Annotated in this window: 11 protein-coding genes and 3 tRNA genes; 1 reads left to right on the top strand and 13 read right to left on the bottom strand. The window is 46.5% G+C overall.

Translation table 11 applies throughout. The features are described 5' to 3' along the window. On the bottom strand, positions 1–252 hold a 252-nt coding region (locus BC792_RS17910), incomplete at its 3' end, for a hypothetical protein (protein ID WP_148910390.1). Between the two features lie 11 nt (positions 253–263). Beyond that, complete coding sequence (locus BC792_RS17905; RefSeq protein WP_148910389.1) at positions 264–1,334, bottom strand: PLP-dependent cysteine synthase family protein; 1,071 nt, start codon at positions 1,332–1,334, stop codon at positions 264–266. 146 nt (positions 1,335–1,480) lie between these two features. On the opposite strand from BC792_RS17905, the gene BC792_RS17900 reads away from it, so the two are divergent. Continuing rightward, positions 1,481–1,939 carry an Lrp/AsnC family transcriptional regulator gene (locus tag BC792_RS17900; RefSeq protein ID WP_425262458.1) on the top strand — a complete coding sequence of 153 codons (459 nt, stop codon included), beginning with the start codon at positions 1,481–1,483 and terminating at the stop codon, positions 1,937–1,939. A 43-nt stretch (positions 1,940–1,982) separates the two neighbouring features. Here the strand turns inward: BC792_RS17900 and BC792_RS17895 are convergent. The 11 genes from BC792_RS17895 to BC792_RS17845 form a co-directional block, all read right to left on the bottom strand. Continuing rightward, a tRNA-Val gene (locus BC792_RS17895) sits at positions 1,983–2,057 on the bottom strand. A 10-nt stretch (positions 2,058–2,067) separates the two neighbouring features. Then, positions 2,068–2,142: transfer RNA gene (locus tag BC792_RS17890), tRNA-Val, on the bottom strand. A 121-nt stretch (positions 2,143–2,263) separates the two neighbouring features. Next, positions 2,264–4,264 (bottom strand): putative porin, encoded by a 2,001-nt coding sequence (locus BC792_RS17885; protein ID WP_148910387.1) that lies wholly within the window; start codon positions 4,262–4,264, stop codon positions 2,264–2,266. A gap of 44 nt (positions 4,265–4,308) precedes the next feature. Beyond that, positions 4,309–5,124: a purine-nucleoside phosphorylase gene (locus BC792_RS17880; protein WP_148910386.1), complete on the bottom strand. Its 816-nt coding sequence runs from the start codon at positions 5,122–5,124 to the stop codon at positions 4,309–4,311. 1,016 nt (positions 5,125–6,140) lie between these two features. Next, positions 6,141–6,215: transfer RNA gene (locus BC792_RS17875), tRNA-Val, on the bottom strand. 61 nt (positions 6,216–6,276) lie between these two features. After that, complete coding sequence (locus BC792_RS17870; protein WP_148910385.1) at positions 6,277–7,761, bottom strand: sodium:solute symporter; 1,485 nt, start codon at positions 7,759–7,761, stop codon at positions 6,277–6,279. 50 nt (positions 7,762–7,811) lie between these two features. Further along, on the bottom strand, positions 7,812–8,621 hold the full coding sequence (gene murQ, locus BC792_RS17865) for an N-acetylmuramic acid 6-phosphate etherase (protein WP_148910384.1): 810 nt from the start codon (positions 8,619–8,621) through the stop codon (positions 7,812–7,814). Positions 8,622–8,691: 70 nt separating this feature from the next. Continuing rightward, a complete protein-coding gene (locus BC792_RS17860) occupies positions 8,692–11,166 on the bottom strand; it encodes a bifunctional glycoside hydrolase family 9 protein/polysaccharide deacetylase (protein WP_148910383.1) in 2,475 nt (824 codons plus the stop codon). Then, positions 11,159–13,021, bottom strand: coding sequence for an outer membrane protein assembly factor BamB family protein (locus BC792_RS17855; RefSeq protein WP_148910382.1), 1,863 nt, complete (start codon positions 13,019–13,021; stop codon positions 11,159–11,161). The genes BC792_RS17860 and BC792_RS17855 overlap by 8 nt, the downstream gene beginning before the upstream one ends. Before the next feature lie 77 nt (positions 13,022–13,098). Next, on the bottom strand, positions 13,099–14,856 hold the full coding sequence (locus BC792_RS17850; RefSeq protein ID WP_148910381.1) for a RagB/SusD family nutrient uptake outer membrane protein: 1,758 nt from the start codon (positions 14,854–14,856) through the stop codon (positions 13,099–13,101). Positions 14,857–14,858: 2 nt separating this feature from the next. Next, the gene (locus BC792_RS17845; protein ID WP_148910380.1) at positions 14,859–18,131 is read right to left on the bottom strand and encodes a SusC/RagA family TonB-linked outer membrane protein; all 3,273 of its coding nucleotides are present in this window, start codon (positions 18,129–18,131) and stop codon (positions 14,859–14,861) included. Between the last annotated feature and the right edge of the window lie 428 nt (positions 18,132–18,559).

Here is an 18,559-nt window from a genome sequence, read left to right as displayed (position 1 = left end):
CCCTGCCGCAGCTTCCACCTCCGTTACCGACTCATCGGATGCGGCAGTTTCCCCAACAGTGCTATCGGCGCCATCCGTAAAAACGAGATCGTCCGTCAGCTCCAACACCTCCTGCGAAGGAGCACTATCCGCGACAGCACCATCGGAAAACTGAACATCGTCTGTCGAGATCAAACTGTCGGCTTGCTGTGCCTTTATTTCCAGCGGAGCCGCCCATACCAGCCAAATAAGTAGAAAGTTAATTATCTTCATAATTTTCAAGGTTATAATCCGGTTAAACTAAGTGGGGTGGAAAGCCGGCTAATGGGATGAAATCCAAGAAAGGTTACTTCGTCCGACAGGTAGCCGTCTTTAACGGGCTCTTCTTTTACCAAGTCTGTACTGAGATACTTCTTATTATCGTCGCACAGCAGGGTCACCACTGTTGCCCCTCTACCCATGCTCTCCCGAAGCTTAATCGCTCCGATAACATTGGCGCCCGACGAGATGCCCACAGCCAGCCCTAGCTGCTTAGCCAGCTTCTGCGCCATTAGTATTGAATCGCCGTCGGAAGCCTGTACCACTTCGTCCAGCTCGTTTAACTTCACTATTGCAGGGATAAATTCGTCTGAGATACCCTGAATACGATGTGCCCCGACTTTATAACCCGTGGTCAATGTCGGGCTTTCTGCCGGCTCCAGCGGATGCACCTTGACCTGCGCATTTACCTTCCGAAGGTAATTCCCCACACCCATCACTGTACCGCCGGTGCCAACACCGGCGACGAACGCGTCCGGCGTTTTCCCCACCTTTTGCATCTGCAGAACAATTTCCCGCCCCGTGGTCAACTCGTGCGCCTCTGCATTATACTGGTTCTCAAATTGCTTAGGCAAAAAAATCCCCCCTTTAGCGGCTAGCTCCTCGCTCAACCGTATACTCCCGAGAAATCCCCCTTCCTCTTTGCTCACCAAGTGAATGTCGGCGCCCATACTCTTTATAATATCCATGCGCTCCTTGCTTAACCAATTCGGCATAATAATTTTTACGGGATGGCCAAGCGCTTTCCCTATTGCAGAAAAGGCTATGCCGGTGTTCCCACTAGTGGCCTCAACAATGGTGTCCGTCGGACGGATAGCACAATTCATATAGGCCTTATATAGAATATACAAGGCCATACGGTCCTTTATACTTCCCGTAAGGTTATAGTTTTCGCATTTGACATAAATGCTACCTTCGTTTCCCCTGTACCTATATCGCAACTCCAGCATGGGCGTGTTTCCGACTAGACACCATAAGTGCTTGAATTTGCTGTCTAATGCCGGCGAAAGGCATTCACTGATCATCAAATCTTCCATAACAGTAGTTTTTACAAAAATCGCACTATACCATATATTATTCAACAACAAGCTACTGATTCAAAAAATTTTACGGATTTACGCTCCAGTACAAGAAAAATAACAAAGCTATTTGCTATTTTAGATGGAAATCAAAAAAAGTCATCATGGAACTTGACAATATCGATATGAAGCTCCTTCGTCTATTACAGGCCGACGCTTCGTTAAGCAATAAGGCTTTGTCATATCACCTGAATAAGTCGATTGCGGCCGTGCACGAACGGGTAAAAAAGCTGAAGGCTAACGGTTATATTAAGCGGACCGTAGCTATATTGGATAGAAAGAAAGTAGGAATCGACCTGATTTCCTTTTCGCAGGTATTCCTAAAAGCGCACACGGCAGAGGTGCTAAATGAATTCGAACGTGAGGTCGCGAAGTTCCCCGAAGTTATGGAGTGTTATCAGATGGCCGGATCCTACGATTTTATGTTACGGATCGCAACAAAAGATATGGAAGCCTATCATATGTTTCTTCGGCACAAACTGGCAGTACTACCGCAGGTCAACACCGTGCAGACCTATTTTGTCCTGTCAGAGACAAAGAGTGAAACTGCATACCCAATATAACCAAACCGCTGAAATGAAAAAAGCACCAGATTTGGTGCTTTTGTGGAGGCTACTGGATTCGAACCAGTGACCCTCTGCTTGTAAGGCAGATGCTCTGAACCAGCTGAGCTAAGCCTCCGATTTTTCTGTGGAGAATACTGGATTCGAACCAGTGACCCTCTGCTTGTAAGGCAGATGCTCTGAACCAGCTGAGCTAATTCTCCTTGTCTTTCGCTTATTGCGTGTGCAAATATAGGCCTAAAATCTGATTTCCAAAATTATTTTTTCATATTTTCACCACCCCAACAAGCAAGCCTCTCGCTACCAACGCGATAATTTGATTCGCTAATCGTAAAATTTCCACGACACGCCAAACCTAAAGTTAGCGTCATTCATTGGATATCTACGTACGGTATAATATCCCTTAGGGTAGGCGAATTGATTAAAAAAGTTATACGACAAAAAGAGATTAACTCTATCGATATTTCCGGTAAACCAAAGATCGCCAATCGGGTAGGTGGAATATTCTATGCCGACGTTATCATTGTAAAACTGTCCGACATTGATTGCATAAGAAGGTGTACGGAACGGCGTATTAAACCGAACGTCCATTCCTAAACGAAAATCCATTACGTTATAGAGTTTGTTCGCATAGTAGAAACTGTGCCAGGTATAAACTTCGGGAATGGCGAGAATAGACGCGGCATCAGTTTTCTGATACACGACCTGATTATCTAAATGAAACCGTCCAAAGCGAAAATTCTGCTGCACGGACACCTTCAGCAAATTTAAGCTACCTGACTGCGCAGGTGTAATCTGTTTTAACAACAATTCGTCATTGTCAGGGTTGTCAACTTCTTTAAAATACAGAAACTTATCCATCAGGAAATAGTCCACGCGACCGGAAAAACCGATCTTTCTGTTTTGATACGTGAAGTTAAGATTCTGGGTTTTGGTCTTATCCCAGCTCATGTTCCACTGATGATAGGTATAGTTCATACGTTCGAAGACCATTTCCGGAGATTTATTCTGCGAATAAGCACCAATACGGATCTTTCCTACGCTTTCGCTAAGCGCAATATCGGCATTTGCTTCATAAAGAAAGTCGCCGGCATTCCGTCCTACAACAATTTGATCGACGTTCGCCTGAATATCGACCCTGTCGCTAAATTTATAGCCAAGCCTCCCCTTTAGCATACTGTTTTGATAAAAATCAGAACTGACGCTGTCCGCGAACCATATCAAGTCATTCTGAAATGCCACATCAAGTTTCGCTTCATTTTTGAACACGCCTTTCCCCCGTAGGTAAAAGCTATAGGTAAACTCATTACTGATGGTCGTAATACTGGTCGTATCCTCCACTAGATTTGCATCCCCCACTGGAAATGCACCATACGGATCCGGCTCGTTCTTAAAGAAAATAAATTTCCGTTGTCTGATAGAGGAATTGTGCGCAACAGCGTTTGTCGGATGTATTTCCATTTCCGGCATCCCTCTATTGATCGTATCCAGCCGGCCAATAAAATAGGATTGCCGAATGAACAGTCCGTTGTCTCTCCACTTGTTATACGGGCGGTTGGCATTAGTTCCACTCAAGCGCGTCCGATAGCCGAAGTTAGGCGTGCTGGCCGTGTCTTTAAAGACATCCTGTCCATAAATATCATCGTCGACAACAGAACCGTTCTCGGCCGAAGACAGGTTATTAAATGTACTGTTCAACAGCAGGTTATAGCGACGGTTTTTTGACTCATACCATGTGAAGACCGCAGCCTTCCTATCGTTGTAATCCTGATTCAAATAATAGCCGTCGGTATTTGTAGCGTGGTATTCAGCCCCGATGTTCCATTGCGGATTTATATTCTGCGCCAGTCGTGCGCGGAAGACCTGATCGTCGAAGAAAAAGCCGACCGTATATAGTTCCGAATAACGGGCCCGGGCTCTGAAGTACTGTACTGAATCGGGATGAATCAGATAACGCTCCAAAGCGTGAAAGCCGGCCTGGAATCCGATAGTCTTATTTGGGTTAAACAAAAGATCCCTGGACGCTGTTCCATAAGCGCCTAAGTTGATTGTCGGATTCCAAGGTAAATTCTGTTTATTATAATACTGAAAGTTGACATGTGTTGTATCGATCTGCACCGTGCGGGTAGCTTGTTTCATCATCGCAAGCGTAGTATACCTTACATATTTCGCCGTAAACACCACCGAGTCTTTTTTATTGTCCTCTTTTGCTCTGGCAGAGTCTAACGCACTGCTAAATTCGTCATCAACCTGCGCAAAAACCGATGAGCTTCCAACGAGGGAGAACACAAAAAAAAATAAAAGCTGCTTTAAATACTTGTTCATCAACACCTGTGTATCCTACGTCAAAGATACGGCTAAAATTTCCATTATTGTAAGGCTATTAACTCTTTTAGGATCTTCGTCATCTTGGGTTCCGCTTCCATCGCCACGGTCACGATATCATCCAAAGAAACCGGCTTTAAATCGGCATGGAAGCCCTCGTCTGTTACAATCGAAATGGCGAAGACCGGCAAACTCATGTGGTTGGCAACAATGACTTCGGGCACCGTACTCATTCCGACGATATCTCCACCGATAATCCGCATATACCGATACTCGGCTTTGGTCTCTAAGTTAGGACCGGGAGCGGATACATATACTGCTTTATGCACCCGGTATTTCAGGCGATGCGCAATATCTAATGCCTGCTGAATCATAGCACTGCTATATGGCTGGCTCATATCTGGAAACCGAGGCCCGAAATCTTCATCATTTACGCCCCGTAACGGGTTGTCCGGCAATAAATTGATATGATCTTCAATGATACCGATATCGCCGCGGAGAATGCTTGGATTCAGCGAGCCAGAAGCATTCGAAACAAACAGTTTCTTGATGCCCAGCATCTTCATTACGCGTACCGGAAACGTAATCTCTTGCATGCTGTATCCCTCATAGTAATGTAACCGTCCTTGCATGGCAACCACCTTACGTCCGTTCAACGTCCCAAAAATTAGCTTGCCGTGGTGAAATTCTACCGTTGACGTTGGAAAGTAGGGTATGTTTCCGTAGGTCAGCTGATAATCTATTTCTATTTCGTTTACAAGCTTTCCGAGCCCTGTGCCGAGGATAATCCCAAATTCGGGGCTGAAGTCGCCGATTTTCCGCCGAATGGCCGTTACTGATTCCGCTATCAAGTGGTACATGAATATACTTCTGTTTACCCAAACTTAGTTTATTTTTTTCTTACCTACAATTAGAAGTGAGAAGTTAGATATTAGAAGTCAGAAGTGAGAAGTCAAAAGTAAGATGTGAGAAACTAGGGGTTAGAGGGCTTCGACGAGCTCAGCCTGACATAGAGGTTGTCACCCTGAGCGTAGTCGAAGGGGACAGAGCCTGTCGAAGGATAGCAACTCCACGCTTTTTTTAATTTTTAATTTTTACTTCTTCGAACTTCACAAATCAACGACTTTACGGCTTATAGCCATCTGCCATAAGCCATCTGCCATCTGCTATTAGCCATTAGCTCCCCTCAACGGCTTCACAAATCAACGACTTCACGACTTATAGCCATCTGCCATCTGCTATTAGCCATTAGCTTCCCTCAACGACTTCACAAATCAACAATTTTACGACTTATAGCCATCTGCTATCTGCTATTAGCCATTAGCTTCCCTAAACGACTTCACAAATCAACAATATTACGACTTATAGCCATCTGCTATTAGCCATTAGCTTCCCTCAACGACTTCACAAATCAACGACTTTACGGCTTATAGCCATCTGCCATAAGCCATCTGCCATCTGCTATTAGCCATTAGCTCCCCTCAACGGCTTCACAAATCAACGACTTCACGACTTATAGCCATCTGCTATTAGCCACTAGCTCCCCTCAACGACTTCACAAATCAACGACTTCACGACTTATAGCCATCTGCCATAAGCCATCTGCTATCTGCTATTAGCCATTAGCTTCCCTAAACGACTTCACAAATCAACGACTTTACATTTTAGAAGTGAGAAGTGAGAAGTTAGAAGTCAGAAATTAGGAGTTAAGGGTTAGGTGTTAGATCTTAACTTTACGAATCAGCAACTCGACGACTTTACAGCTTAGAGCCATCTGCTATCTGCCATAAGCTATCTGCTTTCAGCATTAGCCCTATTAACCATTTAATATTCGATAAGAGATGGTACAAAAAAAGCCCTAAAAAGGCTTTATGTGTGGGAAATACTGGGTTCGAACCAGTGACCCCTACCTTGTCGAGGTAGTGCTCTAAACCAGCTGAGCTAATTTCCCATTTCCACTCAGGAACGCGACAAAGATACATTTTTTTGGATTAAAAAAACAACCTTATCGCCTATATTTTATGCATAACAGCCCTTTTTCCCGGAGAGGTAATCCACAGCATCAAAAACGTCGTAAATGCATTATACACAATAAGCTCAAAACCTATACGATAAGAGGTGTGCGGAATGATATAATACGTATTGAGCACGTACCACAACAGGGGCGACACCAAACAGAAATAAGGCACCAGAGCGTCTTTGACCTGATAGTTCGTCAAGATACCGAACGCGAACAAACCCAAAAGTGGCCCATAAGTGTAACTAGCTGCCGTAAAAATAGCTGTCACAACGGAATCATCATTAAGCAGCCTGAAAACCAGAATAACGGCCAGCATCACCACACTAAATACGAGGTGAACCATGTTCCGCTGGCGGACAAGAGCTGGATCGTTTGGATTTTCTTTCTTATTAAAGTTAAGAAAATCTACACAAAACGAGGTCGTCAATGCTGTCAACGCGGAATCCGTGGTGGCAAAAGTGGCCGCCGTCAGCCCCATCATAAAGATAATTCCCGCAGCGACAGACAGGTGATTTAACGCAATTTCCGGATATAGATAGTCTGGCGTACGCAACGCCGAGATATCGATTCCTTTGTCGGCGACATAAATATACAGCAGCGCGCCGACAGCGAGGAAAAATAGATTAATAACGACAAAGATACCCGTAAACGTAAGCATGTTTTTCTGCGCCTCGCCAATGGTCTTCATGCTGAGGTTTTTCTGCATCAGATCCTGATCAAGGCCCGTCATGGCGATCGTGGCGAAAGCTCCGCCGATAACGTGTTTCCAGAAATGATTTTTGTCGCCCAGAAGATTTTCCCAAACGACAATCTGTGCGTAGGAACTTTCCTTCACCCGCTCAAAAGCTTCGAGAACAGTGATACCAAGCCCATCCGCCATAAAATAGATAGATAGCAACACCGCCGTCAAGAGACAAAACGTTTGCAGCGTATCGGTAATAATAATTGTCTTAAGCCCACCTTTATTTGTGTATAACCATATAAGTATAAGGCAGCCGGCAACGGTTATTCCGAAAGGAACGTCCCACGCATCGAAGATAAATTTTTGCAGGATGATCGTCACCAGATACAGGCGAAAAGCGGATCCAACCGTTCTTGATACAAGAAAGATCATAGCCCCCGTTTTGTAGCTTCTATGTCCTAACCGCTCTTCTAGATACGTATAAATGGACGTAAGGTTCATGCGATAATATAAAGGAAGCAGCACATAGGCAATAACAATAAACCCCAGCGCGTTTCCCACGACAAACTGGAAGTAGCTGAAATTTGAAATACCAACGGCACCGGGAACCGATATAAACGTTACCCCTGAAAGGGCCGTGCCTATCATTCCAAACGCTACCATATACCACTTAGAATTTCGGTTCGCGACAAAAAAGGTCGAGTTGTCCGCCGCTTTTCTGGAAGTAAAGTAAGACACACTTAACAGTATGCCAAAGTAAACAAAGAGAAATAGCAACAATGTGATCGGAGACATAATAGATCAATTAATGGTCAAATGAACAGTTAGTTTGAAGCCGGAGGAAGCTATGCTTTTTGCACGCTTTCTATTGCTTTACGTACATTTCCGTAGCGTTCTATCAAGCCGGTTGCTGCCTCTTCGTCCAGCCCTGTTTCATCCATCACCATACGAACCCCCCTCGCAACCAGTTTTACATTAGAAAGCTGCATATCCACCATCTTGTTCCCCTTCACGCGTCCCAACTGAATCATGATAGACGTGCTCAGCATATTTAGGACAAGCTTCTGTGCCGTCCCCGATTTAAGACGGGTCGACCCCGTGACGAACTCAGGACCTACAACGACCTCAACGGGATATTGTGCGACCTCAGCTATCGGTGAATCGGTATTACAAACGATACATCCCGTAACAAGTCCTTCTGCATTGGCCTTCTTGAGACCTCCGATAACATAAGGAGTCGTTCCTGATGCTGCTATGCCTACTACAACGTCGTTTCTGTTTATGCTAAATTCTTGAAGATCTTTCCAAGCTTGCTCCATGTCGTCTTCCGCAAACTCCACCGCCTTTCTGATAGCCGTATCGCCCCCTGCTATCAAACCAATTACCCAGTCGAAAGGAACCCCAAATGTCGGAGGACACTCGGAGGCGTCTAAGATCCCAAGCCGGCCACTGGTTCCCGCTCCGATATAAAACAGACGTCCTCCTTCTTTCATCTTTTCTACCGTGACGCGAACTAAAGCCTCCAGCTGTGGAATTGCCTTCTCCACAGCAAGCGGTACCGTTTTATCTTCATTATTCATGTTTGTCAACAACTCATTGACCGACATTTTATCTAAATCCTGATAATTTGACTCCTTTTCCGTAACTTTTACCATATACCTTTAAAAATCTTCATTATACAAATATGCGAATTTACTACCAAAACACGCACAAAAACGCAACGTTTTATTCTTTCATCATTTCGTCGATTCTACAAAACGAATAGCCCCGTGTCTGTAGCGTGTCTATGAGCTGATTTAATTTATTATAAAATTTATCTTCCCGACGACTATCAACACCCAAATGTATTAAAATTATATGGCCTTCGAGTCCTTTTGTTTTCTCCTTATGATAAACGTCCAACAATAGTTCCTGTGATCCACGGTAGCGCTCGCCCATTGCGGGAAACGTGTAGTCTGCGGCTGTAAGCAGTCCTGGTGTATAATTTACAACATCGAACCCCATATTTCCTGCCCAGCGGACAACATCATCGTTATACCATTCGTATGGCGGCAGGAATACAGACACCGTATGCGCACCTATCCCATGGGTCTCCAGCGCCTTCATATTACTTAATAAATCGTTGGTAAATGCCTCTTTCGTTACGAGCGTACTGTCCCGGTTTTCCCAATCTGCATACAGCAGGTGTTTATCCGAATGAGGCCCAATATAGTGACGCTGCTTTATTCTCCGGATAAAAGTGGCGTTATCGGGGTGTCGTAAGAAGTCGCCCGTTAAAAAGAAGCTTGCCGGGACGTCCTTCTTTTGTAAAATGTCGGCCACGATATCTTTCCCGTCATTAAAATCGTGTCCGGTAAAAACCAGCGACACCTGCTTCTTCGTGCGGTCTCCCCTGACAGTGGCTCCGTATCGGTCCTTATTTTTGGCAGAAGGCTCCTCCTGCGACGCCAATAGGTAGATTAAAGATGCTGTACCGTCCATCGTCGGTTCATTGGTGCTGTAGTCTCCATAGTCGTCGTGATAGACCGCCAAGTCGCTCTGAAAATCAGCGTATTCATCCGCATTATGCAGCTGTATTCCTATTAAATTTTCGAAGATAGCGGTATACACCGGTCCGTCGACCAACCCGCCATCAATCGGATAATTATGCAGGTGTGTAAAGGCCGAATGGGGATCGGTGGGTGTATCACCCCACGCGGGTAGACCGTAAACCATACAGGCACCCCACGGGTTCACACCGAACAACCAGTCAATATTGGCCTGCATAAGCTCATCAAACGCTGCATCACCGCTCAACTCTTTATACCAAGCGCACTGGATGGCGAAAGCTGCTGTAAGATTGTTGCTACACCAGATAAAGGGCACTCCCCTGAAAAATGCATTGCGCCGGGCGCGGTCCGCTACCTGCTGAATACCATCTTTATAATAGGCGATCACCTCTTTCCGCTCATCTTCCGGCAACAACTTCGCCAGTTCATAGTGTCCCAAGTTGATAAAAGGATAATATTGGTAATGATTAGCAGTGTCGCGTATCATCCAAGGGGTGATTTTCTCCTCCCGCGCATACTTCAGCGCGCCCTCCTTATAACGTGCTTTTTTCTGCTTGGCATACATCGTAGCATAAGCTAACTCCATGTCGTCGACCCAGTTGTCCTCCGCATAGATGTAAGGAGACTTTATCGAGACGGTCTGGGTAACCCCAAGCTTCCGATGTGCGAAGTCAAAAGCCGTCTTAGCCCGTTGTTCCAACAAACCTGCATAAGCGGGATCCGCTCTCCGAAAGAGTGCCGCCCCCAGGTTAAAGGCGCTGACAAACTTCGCCGCGGTAGAACTCGTGCCGGTTGTATTGTTCAAAAATTTACCTCTTTGCTGAGGCTTTCCGTCGATAAAGTAAACTGGTCTTTCAAAACCCCTTCCGTAAAAGGGATCTTCGCCGGGCATTCTCATCGAAGCATGGTCCCGATCGTCCGCGATCTGATTAAACATGATCTCCGCTGAAGGGTGCATCTTCAGCAGCCAGTCAAGCCCCCATTTAGCTTCGTCTAACACATCTTTGACACCGTTGCCGCCATCCAGTCCATTCCCTTGCTTAAAGTCGCCAAACGCGTCGGGAAAATCCCGGTAGGCCGCGAGAAGGTGATACGTGGCGTTCGCCGATGTCGTGGCATACTGGAGATAGTCTGACGCGTCGTGCCATCCGCCTCCCACATCTACCTTTGTGCTATCCTTTAATCCTGCGGAAGCACCATACATCGTAAAACCGTCGTGTGTATGACAGCTGTCTTTCAAAAAGGGATTAAACAGTGTACGTTGCTGCCTCATGTACCGCAGGGCGAAATCGGCACTGCCATTGTATGCCCCTCTTTCTATCCGGACTTCGGAAGAACGTACATCACCGACCTCTACGATATAGCGGCCAGGCGTTGTGACCTCAGAAAAGTCCAGCCGGTAAGATTGTACAAAAGGCCCATATGGCCCGAAAGCCGAAGAAGCCTTCCCTTGAAAAACGATCTTGCCGGTAGCGGCGTCGCGTAATAGAAAGTCCGTCACACGTTGGTTCTCCTTACTAACCCAGACCGCTACTTTTTTGGACGTCGGCTTGTAGCCAATCTGGTTGACACGTATCCACGTATGCTGGGCACATATCTCCATACACGCCAACATATATAAGAAGAGTATTGTATATTTTAACCTACTCATCTTTCAACAGTTTAAATTTTGCGATGACGCCGTCCATTGTCGACACAAAGATATCCTTATGCCCCGAGACTAAAATCGGGTTGATCATCGAGTTTGATAACTTATATTGCCATAACAATCTTCCGTCCGCTGCCCTTACTCCCGAAACAAGTCCGGCGTGACTTGGAACGAATACCTGGTGTCTATTCGTCTCAATGGCCGACGGACTGAGCTCGTACGGAAGCTGCAGATCTGAACGCCATGTAATATCCATATGTGCGCCTCGGGTAGATATTCCGAGTACATTCCCATCCATCGTTTTTACATACACATGCCGCTTATCCTTCGACAACCCCATCGATTCACGGACCCGGATGCCCTCCTTCCGTTCGCGCCATATCACCTGTCCGGTACCTGCATCGAGACAGGTCATATAACGATCTGGGGCAACCAAAAAAATCCGGCCATTTGCGGCCACCGGATAGCATGCAGCTGCAGAGAACATTCTGTTATTGTGCCCATTATCCCACGCCCATCTCAGGGCTCCTGTTTTCTGATCGAGCGCATAAAAGCCATTACCCCAAGACCCAAATAACACAAGTCCTTTATATAGCGTTGGTTTGGTGGACACGTACCCCTTAACATTGTCAAAGCTCCATTTTAGCTGCCCCGTGGCCACATCAACCGCCCGAAACCGGCCATCGGAAGATCCTATATAAGCTACCCCCGCGGCGACAACCGGGCTTCCAAGCACCGCTTTATCGGTTTTGAGCTTCCACCGCAATATCCCCTGTTCAGCGTGGATGCCATAGATGTATCCGTCTGAGGAACCCACTACAACGGTATTCTTCCACACGGCTGGCGTAGAATATATCTTTCCTCCGGTCTTGAACTCCCACGCAGTTCTCCCCGCGCGCTTGTCAAGGGCGAACACCGTCCCTTGCGTATTTCCTGTAATCAGAAGGTTCTTTGTCTCTGCAAACCCTGCACCCAGATCTGCTTCATTCTGGAATTTCCACACCAGCTTCACTTTGTCTGCATATTGCGCATTTACGGAAAAATCCGGACGTTTATATGCCGTCTTCTGTTGTGCGAATTGGTGATGCAAAAGGGGGACCTGCGCCCAGCTTTCTTCCGTAATTGCCAGCGGTCTACGCACCTGATAGACGGCCATACCATTTCCTATTGTGATGATATTGTATCCTCCGACGGAGTCTTTGGCACGTAAATTTGATCTGCTCATGACACCGGGTATTCCCTCCCAGTCGTACACCTTGTTGACATGACCATGTCCGCAAAGTGCCAACTGTATATTCCGCTGCTTCAGACGATCGATCGCTTCGTACCAGTTATTTAGCGAGGAATCCTGCGGGTAATGGTTGATATAGATAAGCGGTGTCTCCGTATCGGGGTTAGCCATAAACACCGAGTCCATCCAAACCAAATTCTCCCTAGGAATCTGCCCCGGGCTCATACGCATATTGGGGCCTGACGCCGTCCCCATAAATATGTACCCTTTGTGCCGAAAGAAAAACGTTTCACTACCAAAGACTTTCCGAAAGGAGTTCGCTCCGCTTTCCGACCAGTTGCTATCGTGGTTCCCCGGAATAACGTATAAGGGCAAACGCAAACTGTCCAATATCTGTTTCGCCAATGCTAGCTCTTCGTCAGAGCCAAATTCAGTTACATCCCCGGAGAAGATAACAAAGTCTATATCTGCTTGTCCATTTAAGTCAGCAACAGTGCGTCGAAGATCTTCTGCACCCGTAGCGCCACCTACGTGCGTGTCTGTAACCTGGGCAAATTTGAACGTCTGCTGTGCTGTTAAAACGGTATAAAAGAACAGGAAGCTTAGGGCAACAAAAATTCTATTCATCGTATAAATAAATTAATTTTTCGTCAACAAAATAAAAGGTCAATTTCTTGACCTTTTATCTTCGATATTCATCAGCACTACTCCCAGCCCGGATTTTGCTTCAGCTCAACCCCGTTACGTTCGTACAACGAAATCTGGTCGAGCGGTATCGGATCGAGATACAACTTTTCCTCTACTGTTCTTTTGATAGAGGCTGACGGTATGATATATCCCTCATTTTCACCATCAATCGTAATACCATTCAGCTGTTCCTCGGAATACGCTGACTTCACGATGTAAGCCCCCCTATTGTTTGTCGGATTTCTCTCCGTATCGGCGTATTCGAGCTTTTTCCATCGGCGTAAATCATTCAGTCGATGGCCTTCAAATATCAATTCGGCCCTGCGCTCCCTCCTAATTTCCCAGAGAAGACTAGGAACACTGGGGTCGCGTGCTGGATCGTCGTACGGTGTGCCATTTACAGCCGGACGCCCACCGGCAACCTCCAATCGCGGCAAACCTACTCCATTTCTATTCCGAAGAACATTGATGGTCTTGTCCAAATCATTTTGTGTCAATAGTCCAAGCTCCGCAGCAGCTTCCGCATAGTTCATTAGCACCTCGCCGTAACGGATAATTGGAGCGTCGGTTATGTTCAGCGAACCGGTCCCTACGGGTTGATTCCGGAGACTTTCGTTCAGAAATTTCTGTACCGCGTATCCCGAAAGGGCAAAATTGCTCACGACGTTCATCATGCGGAGTTGCGGAGCAATAATTTGCTGTAAACGCCCGTCACGATCACGAAGCGCGTTAGCTACCGTGCGATCGTTTTCGTAAAGCGGCGACAAGCCGATAGGCAATCCGTCTGACAACAGATAGCTGTCTATTGCATTTTTGGACATCCCGGCCTGCGGTTCGAGGTTATTATAGGACATCGCGCTGTGGGATAAAATGCCCTCTGCGTACTCTTTGTACAAAATAACTTCCGGATTTCCCCTAAGCGTTTCCGAGGAAAAGAGACCTCGATAATTATTAGAAATGGTGAAAGCGCCGCTGTTGATGACCTCCTCCGCAGCCCATTTCGCGGCTTCCAGGTATTCCGTTGCTTTCGCTTCATCGATAGCATGGTATTTCAACCAAGTTCCTTCAAACAGAAATACCCGCGACATAAAAGCCAATACCACATATTTGTTGACTGCCTGCTGCGCAGGTCCGTCGCTGGCACGCACATGTTCGGCTGCGAACTTAAAATCCTCCAGCACTCTATCCATGACGTACGTACGCGGATCGCGGGGCCTGTATAAGTCAGGATCATCCTCGGTTAAAACATGATCCACATAAGGTACGTCACCGAAAGCATTCACGAAACTTGCATATTCCAATCCGCGGAAAAATCTCCCGATCCCCAACCAATGGTTTTGCACTTCTTCGGCAAGTTCCGCTTTAGGTACACTTTCTATAAAGTGGTTTGCTTTCCGGATCCGTGAATAATAAGATGTCGTTCCCGTAGGTGTTTGACTTGCTGGTAGTGTCGGCGACCACCCCCCGCCCGATGTTGGCACGTTGATCACAAACTCGTCTACAACGATCTCGTTCGGGCTGATCGGTATAAAATCATCGTTGATAAACTGCCCGTCATAGAGAGTCCCCCTACCAAAGCCACTGCCATACCCTCGGAAGTAGTAGTTATAAAAACCGTAGGTATAGGTCCGGATATTATTCTCAGACGACCAAAACGCAGGATCTGTTAATTGATCAAGCGGATCCTTTGTCAAAAAGTCGTTTCCTAAAAAATCCTTAGAGCAAGATGACAGGGACAAGATACCTGCTATAGCGATATATTTTAATATTTTCATGTCTAAAAAGTTAATTGAAGTCCTAATGAAAACGTTCTACGGTAGGGATAAGCGCGTCCGAAGGTGTTCAGATCGTTCCTGCCTTGTTCCGTATAATCAATCTCAGGATCGATGGGAATATCGCCCAAGTTATCAAATTCGAGCAGGTTCTCGCCGGAGAAGAATACACGAAGCTTGGCGATCTTAGCCCGCTCCATCATCTTAGCCGGCAATGTGTATCCAAAGGTCAGGTTCTTCAACCGCAGATAAGACATATTGAGCAAATAGCGTGTCTGCGGCATATGATTGAGTGTCGTGTTGCTCTGGTTCTGATTTGTTGGCCGATAATAGAACGCGCCGGTATTTTCTGGCGTCCAATAATCCATCTGATGTGCATACCACGCCTCTGCCGGTCTCCAGCCGGGTACGACGAAGTCGCCACCGGCCCAAATGTCGCGCTGCCCAACCCCCTGCAAAAAGAATCCCAGATCAAATCCCTTATAATCAAAATCTGCTCTGAATCCGTATTGGTATCTCGGATTGGAATTACCGATAATCCGGCGGTCACCGGGGTTTTCCACCGTACCATCGCCTACGCCGATCACACCGTCCCCATTCAAATCCCTATACTTTACGTCGCCGGGCCCATATTTAAACGTAGTCGTCTCGTAGAAAGATTGTGAAGGAATCCCCTCCTTTAACGTATATGTTCCATCTGGATTTGCAATGAAGTCATCAACTTGGAAAAGGCGGTCGGTCTCATAGCCCCAAATTTCGCCAATAAGCTTACCTGCATAGTTTGTGGATGTACCATTGGCATTTATTTGCGCTTGTCCATCAAACTTGGTGATCGTTTCTTTGAAATCTGACAGCTGACCAGCCAATCGCATATTCAACCCGTTGCTGAAACGATGATTATAAGCCAGTTCCAATTCCCAGCCGTTCGTCTGCATCTCTCCAAAATTGCGCAGCGGAGATAATGCCCCGTACGAAGAAGGCAAAATAACGCCGCCGGTAATCAAATCTGAAACGGTGCGTCTAAAACGGTTAAATGTTACATTCAGTTTGTTCTGGAAAAAAGCTGCATCGATACCAATCTCTTTCGTCGTTACGGTTTCCCAGGTTAGATTTTGTGATACAATCGTCGGTGTCGTCATTGTATTTTGGTTCACGCCGCCGATCACCCAGGCTGTCGCCGCCTGGCTTAATGTAGACAAGTACAAACCTGTCGGCACCGTTTGGTTACCCACACTACCCCAGGATGCCCGCACTTTTAAGAAATCCAGATACGGCTTTGACCAGTCCATAAATTTCTCTTGCGTTACAACGTAGCCCGCAGAGATGGCCGGGAAGAAACCCCAGACGTTATCCGCATTAAAACGGGACGAACCGTCATAACGAGCGAGCACCTCCAAAAGATATTTGTCCTGATAATCGTAGTTGATCCGCCCAAAGAAACCTAACGTTGACCAATGTGAGGCTCCTGAACTTGTGGTCATATCACCGGTTGCAAGCCCCAATTGCGGATAGTTCTGATCAAGAAGCCCAAGACGCTGTCCCCAGATGTTATCCGACTGGGACAACTCCGCGTTGGCTCCGGCCATAGCCTTCAAATGGTGGTCACCCATGTTTGTATCATAAGTAGCGTACAAGTTTCCAACATGTCTGTCGCTCATCGTACGCTCTTTACGCGCCCGATCGTGTGAAGCTCCTGTAAAGGTTAGGTATTCGAAATCCGTTTTATTCCAAAAATCCCAACCGGATACCGACCCCCCATTGATATCAAATCTGTTGATAAACTGTGAATACGTATAGTCCGCATCAAGAGTCAGTCCAGGCATAATTTTCGCCTGTCCACCAAAAGTGAAGCGCGCCATACTCAAATCCCTCTGATTCATATTTGCCTGCTGAATTTCCGTTATTGCATTACGCATCGGCAGACCATCGATGGTCCCATATGGGAAATTTCGAGGCCAACGGTACAGGTAGAAAATAGGCTCGTAAACGTCTCCATTGAATGAATAAGGCTTTGTGACTTCAGAAGACGAATATAAAACCTTAACATAACCGGTCAACCAGTCGGTAATATCGGCATTAATACCCAGGTTAAAGTTATAACGGTTGTATTTATCTGGATTATCTTTTAGAATCCCCGTCTGGGAAATCAAACCGAACCCCGCATTATAATTTACTTTATCCGATCCGCCGGTAATGCTCAGGTTATGGTTTTGCTGCGGTGTAAATTCCCTCATGAACATGCTTTCCGCATCCCAAGGACGATGAAAATACAAAAACCCGTCTTTCACTTCATAATCACGTCCTTCCACCATCTCCAACCCTAGATTTTGCCCCCCGTATAGGCGCTCCCACTCTTCCATTTTCTCAATGGCGTAGTCGTCGTAACGGGTACCCAAGTTGTTGTAACCAGTTAGCGAGGGATTCGTCCGTTGTTGCGCAAGCAACCCTGCCCGCGCTCCCTCTGCGCCTCCGGCAATAACAGGCGTCGTAGTTGGCTTCTGAAGCGCAATGTTATTGGAGTAATTGATCGATGTTTTGGTATTTCGTTTTCCTGACTTCGTTTTGATTAAGATCACCCCCCATGCAGCCCTAGAACCATAAATCGCCGCGGACGCATCTTTGACGACCGACATCGTCTCGATATCTGTCGGGTTTACCATGGACAAACTTGGAACTTCCACACCATCAACCAATATTAATGGCGAAGCGCCTCCTTGTGTTTGTAACGATCCACTTACACCACGTAATCGAATTGTAGGATCTCCTCCAAGATCTCCACTCGGCGTAGAGACAGACAAACCGGAGACTGCGCCCTGCAACGCCCTACCAACATCCGTAATCGGACGGGTTTCGAACGTTTTTTCCGTATCTACTGTCGACACCGCTCCGGTAATATTGGAACGTTTTTGCGAGCCATAGCCGACAACGACCACTTCATCGAGGGTGGTATCATCGGCCTCCAGCAATACGCTCAAATTCGAGCCGGATACCGGAACGTCTTTCGGCTGGTAGCCAAGAAACGAAAAGCGTAATGTCGCGCCATTCGCAGCCTCTATCACAAAGCGGCCGTTCTCGTCTGTACTCGTAACCTCATCTCCGCCTACGACCGAGACGGTGACGCCACGCAGCGGCCCCGACGCATCGCTAACGACGCCTCGAACCATGTTCTGCTTCGTCATTTCGAGCTTCCTACCGCTGATCGCCTCGCCGAATACCACGGATGAACCAGCGAATACACTCATTCCAAAAGCAACAGAGAATAGTAAGGATTTTCTCATTGTTAGTTAGTTAAAAAGTGACATATCATAATTAGGTCTTCATGCACTTTTTCTCGAAAAAGTGAACAAAAACGCTAAAACCCGCACTAATATAGTTAAGAAATGTTAAAGTGCAAATGTTTGCGCGTTTTTTAACACTTATTTTTCGAAACACAGAAAGAAGATGCATCAAACCTCCAACACGGTCAGCGGCGGAGCGTCTCTTGTACGAGCACCTCCTGCTAAACAAGAAAGAAGGCGTCTAAAAAGGGCGCCTTCTTTAGTTTTATTATGGGCTTGTGGTCTGTAATGGTTTTAGGAGATTAGCCTAGGCCGCCAGCGGTTGATATGGGCAATTTATCCATGACTGGTCATAAAATAAGCGGATTATTGTATTTAGGTTCGTCGTTTGGTCCGGAGAAAGTTGTTTCAGGAGTTTTTTCGACCAT

Origin of the sequence: Sphingobacterium allocomposti (assembly GCF_008124885.1) — a bacterium.
In the GTDB taxonomy this organism is placed as follows: Bacteria; Bacteroidota; Bacteroidia; order Sphingobacteriales; family Sphingobacteriaceae; genus Sphingobacterium; species Sphingobacterium allocomposti.
This window is presented reverse-complemented; position numbering and strand designations above follow the sequence as displayed.

Excerpts from the sequence above, each read along its gene's own strand:
- BC792_RS17905 (WP_148910389.1), bottom strand. The coding sequence starts at position 1,334 with ATGGAAGATTTGATGATCAGTGAATGCCTTTCGCCGGCATTAGACAGC.
- BC792_RS17900 (WP_425262458.1), top strand. The coding sequence starts at position 1,481 with ATGGAACTTGACAATATCGATATGAAGCTCCTTCGTCTATTACAGGCC.
- BC792_RS17885 (WP_148910387.1), bottom strand. The coding sequence starts at position 4,264 with ATGAACAAGTATTTAAAGCAGCTTTTATTTTTTTTTGTGTTCTCCCTC.
- BC792_RS17880 (WP_148910386.1), bottom strand. The coding sequence starts at position 5,124 with ATGTACCACTTGATAGCGGAATCAGTAACGGCCATTCGGCGGAAAATC.
- BC792_RS17870 (WP_148910385.1), bottom strand. The coding sequence starts at position 7,761 with ATGTCTCCGATCACATTGTTGCTATTTCTCTTTGTTTACTTTGGCATA.
- murQ (WP_148910384.1), bottom strand. The coding sequence starts at position 8,621 with ATGGTAAAAGTTACGGAAAAGGAGTCAAATTATCAGGATTTAGATAAA.
- BC792_RS17860 (WP_148910383.1), bottom strand. The coding sequence starts at position 11,166 with ATGAGTAGGTTAAAATATACAATACTCTTCTTATATATGTTGGCGTGT.
- BC792_RS17855 (WP_148910382.1), bottom strand. The coding sequence starts at position 13,021 with ATGAATAGAATTTTTGTTGCCCTAAGCTTCCTGTTCTTTTATACCGTT.
- BC792_RS17850 (WP_148910381.1), bottom strand. The coding sequence starts at position 14,856 with ATGAAAATATTAAAATATATCGCTATAGCAGGTATCTTGTCCCTGTCA.
- BC792_RS17845 (WP_148910380.1), bottom strand. The coding sequence starts at position 18,131 with ATGAGAAAATCCTTACTATTCTCTGTTGCTTTTGGAATGAGTGTATTC.